The 6,610-nt window shown below is 60.1% G+C and carries 6 protein-coding genes; all 6 read left to right on the plus strand.

The features are described 5' to 3' along the window. Window positions 1-177 precede the first annotated feature (177 nt). The 6 genes from ACW9HX_RS19610 to ACW9HX_RS19635 all read left to right on the plus strand — a co-directional run bounded on the left by ACW9HX_RS19610 (window position 178) and on the right by ACW9HX_RS19635 (window position 6,416). A complete protein-coding gene (locus ACW9HX_RS19610; protein WP_457381878.1) occupies window positions 178-1,899 on the plus strand; it encodes a carbamoyltransferase family protein in 1,722 nt (573 codons plus the stop codon). A gap of 64 nt (window positions 1,900-1,963) precedes the next feature. Next, window positions 1,964-3,139 (plus strand): MFS transporter, encoded by a 1,176-nt coding sequence (locus ACW9HX_RS19615; RefSeq protein WP_457381879.1) that lies wholly within the window; start codon window positions 1,964-1,966, stop codon window positions 3,137-3,139. Continuing rightward, window positions 3,105-3,812, plus strand: a complete 708-nt coding sequence (locus ACW9HX_RS19620) for an HAD family hydrolase (protein ID WP_457381880.1) — start codon at window positions 3,105-3,107, stop codon at window positions 3,810-3,812. The genes ACW9HX_RS19615 and ACW9HX_RS19620 overlap by 35 nt, the downstream gene beginning before the upstream one ends. Then, the gene (locus ACW9HX_RS19625) at window positions 3,809-4,447 is read left to right on the plus strand and encodes a YdcF family protein (protein WP_457381881.1); all 639 of its coding nucleotides are present in this window, start codon (window positions 3,809-3,811) and stop codon (window positions 4,445-4,447) included. The genes ACW9HX_RS19620 and ACW9HX_RS19625 overlap by 4 nt, the downstream gene beginning before the upstream one ends. 25 nt (window positions 4,448-4,472) lie before the next feature. After that, window positions 4,473-5,930, plus strand: coding sequence for a D-aminoacylase (locus ACW9HX_RS19630; RefSeq protein WP_457381882.1), 1,458 nt, complete (start codon window positions 4,473-4,475; stop codon window positions 5,928-5,930). Window positions 5,931-6,047: 117 nt separating this feature from the next. Beyond that, window positions 6,048-6,416 carry a glyoxalase superfamily protein gene (locus ACW9HX_RS19635; RefSeq protein ID WP_169428769.1) on the plus strand — a complete coding sequence of 123 codons (369 nt, stop codon included), beginning with the start codon at window positions 6,048-6,050 and terminating at the stop codon, window positions 6,414-6,416. The last annotated feature ends 194 nt before the right edge of the window (window positions 6,417-6,610 follow it).

Raw genomic sequence — 6,610 nt, forward strand, 5'->3', positions numbered from 1 at the left:
AATTTGCGATGGCAATACGCACCTCTGCTGCCTGCTCGTAAAGGCATATCCCGGGCGAACCAGACGATTTCGCCTCCTCACGGTTCATGACACGGCGCCAAGCGCCTTGGCCGGAGCATTGCGCTCTTCGGTCGTGGGCACACTCATCCGCGAAATTGGCAAGAACAAGGAGTAGTTATGGTCATTTTGGGCATTACCAATAACGATTTGTCGGGCGCTTGCCTGGTACGCGATGGTCAGATTCTCTCGGCAGTCAGCGAAGAGCGTTTCACCCGCATCAAGGACCACAAGATCTGGCCCGCCAAATCCATCGAGTTTGTGTTGAGCCAGGCTGGCGTGTCGCTGGAAGATCTCGACTACGTGGCTTACGGATGGAATGCCGGTTTCAACGCCGATAAACACCTTGAGTTGTATTTCGACCGGATCGTCGAGGAGGTCCGGAACAACCCCGAGGGCCTGACGCAGTTCCGCCAGCGTGTCACCGATGAAGTCCGCAACGACAAAGAGAAGCGCGCCGAATTTGATCAGTACATTGCCGCCAATGGCCTGGCCGGCAAGGCGTATTACATCGACCACCATGAATGTCATGCCCTTGGTGCCTATGTCTGCTCGCCGTTCGATGAGGCCTTGACCCTGACCTGTGACGGGCGCGGCGACTTCCAGTCCCTGACCGTCACCTGGTACAGCCCGACCGAAACCACCGTGCTGCAGCGCGAAACCAGCATCGACAGCCTGGGTTACTTCTACGGCCGGATCACCCACTTGCTGGGCTACAAACCCAACCGGCATGAAGGCAAGGTCACGGGCCTGGCCGCATTCGGCGATCCGCAGAAGCTGCTGGGGGTGATGCAGCAGATGATCCGTTTCGAAGACGGGCGCATCAAGGCGAGTTGTGGCGACCTGTTCCTGCCGTCCTACAACAACTACAGCGAATCACTGGAAACCCTGTTCTCCCGGGAAACCCCCGAGGACATCGCCGCCGCCGTGCAGCGTCACTCCGAAGATTTGCTGGTGGCGGTCGTCAAACATCATCTGGAACAACGCGGCAGCGCCAACCTGTGCCTGGCCGGCGGTGTGTTTGGCAACGTGAAGCTCAACCAGCGCCTGCGCGAGATTCCCGGCGTGAAAAACGTCTATGTGCTGCCGTGCATGGGCGATGGCGGGCTGGCACTGGCGGCGGCCGTCGGGGCGGCGTATCTGGAGAACGGCACCCGCTTCAAGAACCCGGCAATGACCCTCGGCCCGGAATCGCGCAGCGTTTCGCAGAACATCAATCTGATCCATCGCGACTACCCTGAACTCGGTTATCACACACCGTCGAACATCATCGACGTGCTGACCGACGCACTGATGGAAAACCAGGTGCTGGGCATGTTCAAGGGCAAGATGGAGTTCGGCCCGCGCTCACTGTGTAACCGAAGCATCGTTTATCACGCGCAGGACGGCGAAGTGAACGACTGGCTGAACAAACGCATGCACCGCACCGAGTTCATGCCGTTCGGCCCGGTCACCGCCATCGAACAGGCAGCGGCCTGCTACGTCGGCTGGGATGAGGACCAAGTGGCGGCAGACACCATGACCATGACCTACGATTGTCATCCGCAGTTCAGCGAGGCCAGTCCGGCGGTGGTGCACATCGACGGCACGGCGCGGCCGCAGATCATTCGCCCGGAGCGCGATGCGTTCATGCATCGCCTGTTGAATGCCTGGCATGAGCGGACCGGTCAGGCAGCGTTGATCAACACCTCGTTCAACCGGCACGAAGAGCCGATTGTGTGTTCGCCTCAGGATGCACTGGATGCGTTGAAAGAAGGGATGGTCGATCTGGTGGTGATGAGTGAATCACTGATTGTCTGGCGCAAAGGCAAAAACAGCTTCACCCAACAACGCTTCGAATAATGGATGGATGGTTACAGGGCTCCGCTGGAGCCCTGCTCAGGAGTGTCGAGCGTATGGTTGATTCATGTATCTGATCTTTTTCGGGTTCTTTGCGGCAGAAGGGATCATCTATCCGTTCTGGCCGACCTGGCTGAATTCGCTGGGTTTCAGCGCCAGCCAGATTGGCTTGCTGATCGCGGCGGTCTATTGGCCCCAGGTCGTAACCGGAGTGTTGATCACCTACGTGGCCGACTGGCGCGTGGACCAACTGCGGCTCGCGGCGTTTCTCGGTTTCTCGGCAGCGTTTTGTACGTTGCTGTTCTATTTCATGCCGGTGCACCTGTGGGGATTCGTGTGCCTGAGCATTCTGTTTGGCGGGCTGTGGATGGTGGTGCTGCCATTGTCCGAGTCCTATCTGCTCAAGCGTGACAAACAAGCCCTGCAGAACTACGGCTGGGTTCGAGCGGTGGGCTCTTCGGCCTTTATCCTGACATCGACCCTCGGCGGCCTGTTGTTTGCGCAGTACAGCCAGTCATGGGTGCCGGTGGTGATTGCGGTGTGCATGTTGCTTACCGCACTTGCGTGTCTGTGGCTAAAGCGTCAGGTCACGCTGGCGCATCTACAACCGCCCGAGCATGCGACGAAGCGCCCCGACTGGAAGGCGCTGTTCGCCCAAAAGGGCCTGCTGATCGCGATTGCCGCCGCCAGTTTTATTCAACTGAGTCACACCCTGTACTTTTCCACGGCTTCGATCGGCTGGGGTGTGAAGGGCTACTCTTCAACTGCCATCGGGGTGTTCTGGTCAGTGGCGGTGATCGCGGAAATCACCTATTTCGCGTTCTCCAACAAAGTCCTGTCGTTCTGTTCGCCGTTATCCATCGTGATGTTTTCCAGTGTCTGTGCGGCGGCGCGCTGGGCGTTGTTTTCCGACAGCGATGCGGTGCCGGTGATCCTGCTGGGGCAATGTCTGCACGCCTTGAGTTTCGCGGCGTACCACTCAGCGATCATGCGCTGCATTCGCGACCATGCTCCGCCGGATATCCAGGTGTTTACCCAGGGTGTCTATTACTCGCTGGCGGTTGCCTTGCCCATGGGTTTGGCCACACCCTTTGCCGGGTATCTGTACGAGACGCAGCCACAATGGTCCTGGTATGTCATGGCGCTGTTTGCCCTGATGGGAACCGTGCTGGCATTCATTGCTCACCAGAAAATGCGAAGTGCAACCGATGACACAACGAACGTTTACAGCCGTCTGCTTTGATATGGATGGCGTGCTGATCCAGTCGCGCCAGGTCATCGAACTGGCCTGGACGACGGTGGCGCGCAAGTACGGTGTTGCCGTCGATCAGGCCTTCATCGACGACCACATTCACGGCCGCCCGGGCGGTTACACCCTGCAGGCCCTGTTTGGTCAGTTCGACGAACAGCAGCGCATGACCATCAAGCAAGAAGTCGATGCCATCGAAGAGGTTTCGATTTGCCCTCTGGTGCCGGGCGTCGCTGCGTTCATCGCCCAATTGAATGGGCGCGTGCCACTGGCGCTGGTGACCAGCAGTTGGCGGGCGCGAGTCGACCACGTCCTGCAGCAACACGACCTGACGTCGGTTTTCGACTGCATCATCTGTCGCGACGATGTGCGCAGTGGCAAACCGGCTCCCGATCCCTATCGCCTGGCCGCCGCCCGACTGGAGCGTCAGAGCGATGAATGCCTGGTTTTCGAAGACTCCGTCAGCGGCGTGCAGTCGGCGGTCAGCAGCGGCGCGCTGTGCATCGGTATCGGCGACGATCCGACGCTGAGCGCTCACGGGGCACTGCGGACGTACGCGGATTTCACGGCGCTCCCGGTCTCGCAGGGCGGGGTGGATACACACGTCTATGCCGACGGTGGTCTGTTTATCAGCGGGCAGGTTGCCCAGAGGTTTGCACGCTCATGACGCCGACTTTGCGACACGCGACCGTCTTGTGGAATTTCCTCGGAGCAGGGCGCCAGCACCGTGATTGTGAGCTAATCGTGGTGTGTGGCTCCTACGACCTGCGGGTCTGCGATTACGCCTGTCAGTTGCTGAAAAAAGGCGTCGCCCCGCATCTGTTGTTTACCGGCAACACCGGCAACTGGACGAAGCATTTGTGGGAGCGGACCGAAGCCGATATTTTTGCGCAACGGGCCATGATTCAAGGTGTATCACCGGAGCAGTTCACCCTCGAATCCCGTGCCACCAACTTCGCCGAGAACATCGCGTTTGCCAGGGAGTTGTTCCCGGACGTGCGTCGGGCGACGTTCCTGACCAAGCCGAATTCGATCCGGCGCGTGGCGTTGACCTTGCCCGTTCAATGGCCCGGGCTTGAGGCCTGGGTGGATGCGCCGTCGTTCGGTTTTCCGGGGGAGGTCAGCAACCTGATCGGGGTCCTGGGGCTGATCGACGAAATGGTCGGGGATATCCACCGGATCATGGTTTACCCTTCGCTGGGCTTTCAGGTCGAACAGGTGATTCCCGATGAAGTCGAGGTAGCCTGGCGCTACCTGATCGAACAAGGATTCGATCACCATTTGATCAAAGGCAGACACTGACGCCGAGCTGCCGCCGGAGACTGACATGCTGTACGACACACTGATTCGCAACGCTCTGGTCATCGACGGCAGCAACAGCCCCGGCTATACCGCTGACGTGGCAATCCTCGATGGCCGTATTGCGCGCATCGGTGACTTGCGCGATGTGAGCGCCACCGATGAAATCGACGCCGCCGGCCGAGTGCTGGCGCCGGGTTTCATCGACGTGCACACCCACGACGACACCGTGGTGATCCGCCAGCCGCAGATGCTGCCCAAGCTCAGCCAGGGCGTGACCACGGTGATTGTCGGCAACTGCGGGATCAGCGCGGCGCCAGTCAGTTTGCGGGGGGATCCGCCGGATCCGATGAACCTGCTCGGCAGGGCGGCGGCGTTCGTTTATCCGCGTTTCAGCGATTATCGAGCGGCGATCGAAGCAGCCAACACCACGCTGAACGTCGCGGCACTGGTCGGCCACACGGCGCTGCGCAGCAATCACCTCGATGATCTGTTTCGCACCGCGACTGACGATGAAATCGCCGCGATGCGCAAGCAGTTGCGTGAAAGTCTGGAGGCGGGCGCCCTCGGTTTATCTACAGGCCTGGCCTATGCGAGTGCGTTCTCGGCGTCCACCGAAGAAGTCATGCAACTGACCGAAGAACTGAACGCATTCGGCGCGGTGTACACCACCCATCTGCGCAGTGAATTCGAACCGGTGCTGGAGGCCATGGACGAAGCCTTCCGCATTGGCCGTCACGCCCGCTCGCCGGTGATCGTGTCCCACCTCAAGTGTGCCGGCGTGGGCAACTGGGGGCGCAGTCCGCAGTTGCTCGCGTCGCTGGAAGAGGCGGCGAAAACCCAGCCGGTCGGCTGTGATTGCTACCCCTACGCGGCGAGCTCTTCGACGCTGGATCTGAAGCAGGTCACCGACGCCCACCGCATCACCATCACGTGGTCGACGCCACACCCGGAAGTCAGCGGCCGTGACCTGACCGCCATCGCTGCCGACTGGACGATGTCACTGCTCGATGCCGCCAGACGCCTGCAACCGGCCGGCGCGGTGTATTACGGCATGGACGAGAGCGACGTGCGCCGCATCCTCGCACATCCGCTGTCGATGGTCGGCTCCGACGGCCTGCCGGAAGACCCGTTTCCCCATCCACGCCTGTGGGGGGCTTTTCCACGGGTGCTCGGCCATTTCAGTCGCGATGTCGGGTTGTTTCCGCTGCACACCGCCGTGCACAAGATGACCGGCCTGTCGGCAGCGCGTTTCGGCTTGAAGGAGCGGGGCGAGATTCGCGAAGGACACTGGGCGGATCTGGTGTTGTTCGACCCGGCAACGGTGCATGACGTGGCGGACTTCACCGACCCGCAGCGTGCCGCCCAAGGCATCGATGGCGTGTGGATCAACGGCGTGCTGAGTTATCGCGACGGTCAGGCCAACGGGCAAAGGGCAGGGCGGTTTCTGGCGCGTGAGGGCGATCTGCGCGACGGCTTTCGTTGAATTTTGCTGACTGCGTCACGGTGATGGCACATTGCAATTAAAGAAAGCCATCACCAAGCCGAATTGCTGACATCTACCCCGGCTACACTGCGGGGCCAATCAGTCAGGGAGCACCCCATGAGCTTCGGCAAAACCACCCCGATCCTGCGGATTTTCGATGAAGCCAAGGCTGTGGAGTTCTATGTCGACTTCCTCGGTTTCAAGATCGATTGGCAGCATCGTTTTGAACCCGGGTTTCCGTTGTATCTGCAAGTCTCGCGTGGCGAGTGTGTGCTGCATTTGTCTGAACATCACGGCGATGCAACACCGGGTTCGGCCCTGCGGATCGAGACCGATGAACTGGAGGCGTTCCAGCAGCAATTGCTGGCCAAGAACTACAAGTTCTCGCACCCGGGCATTCAGGCCATGCCGTGGGGCAGCCAGGACATGACCATCGCCGATCCGTTCGGCAATCGCCTGGTGTTTACCAACGCGATCAGCCTCTGAGCCGAAAGCCCCCTCACCCTAACCCTCTCCCGGAGGGAGAGGGGACTGACCGAGGTGTTTTATCGCCATACATCGACCTGAAAGACCGTGACGATTATGGATTCACAGAATTTCTTTCAGGTCGGCGTAGATCGTGAGTATTTCGCGGTCGGCTCCCTCTCTCAGTGGAGAGGGGACTGACCGAGGTGTTTATC

Source organism: Pseudomonas sp. SDO52101_S400 (assembly GCF_054071635.1).

Excerpts from the sequence above, each read along its gene's own strand:
- ACW9HX_RS19610 (WP_457381878.1), top strand. The coding sequence starts at position 178 with ATGGTCATTTTGGGCATTACCAATAACGATTTGTCGGGCGCTTGCCTG.
- ACW9HX_RS19615 (WP_457381879.1), top strand. The coding sequence starts at position 1,964 with ATGTATCTGATCTTTTTCGGGTTCTTTGCGGCAGAAGGGATCATCTAT.
- ACW9HX_RS19620 (WP_457381880.1), top strand. The coding sequence starts at position 3,105 with ATGACACAACGAACGTTTACAGCCGTCTGCTTTGATATGGATGGCGTG.
- ACW9HX_RS19625 (WP_457381881.1), top strand. The coding sequence starts at position 3,809 with ATGACGCCGACTTTGCGACACGCGACCGTCTTGTGGAATTTCCTCGGA.
- ACW9HX_RS19630 (WP_457381882.1), top strand. The coding sequence starts at position 4,473 with ATGCTGTACGACACACTGATTCGCAACGCTCTGGTCATCGACGGCAGC.
- ACW9HX_RS19635 (WP_169428769.1), top strand. The coding sequence starts at position 6,048 with ATGAGCTTCGGCAAAACCACCCCGATCCTGCGGATTTTCGATGAAGCC.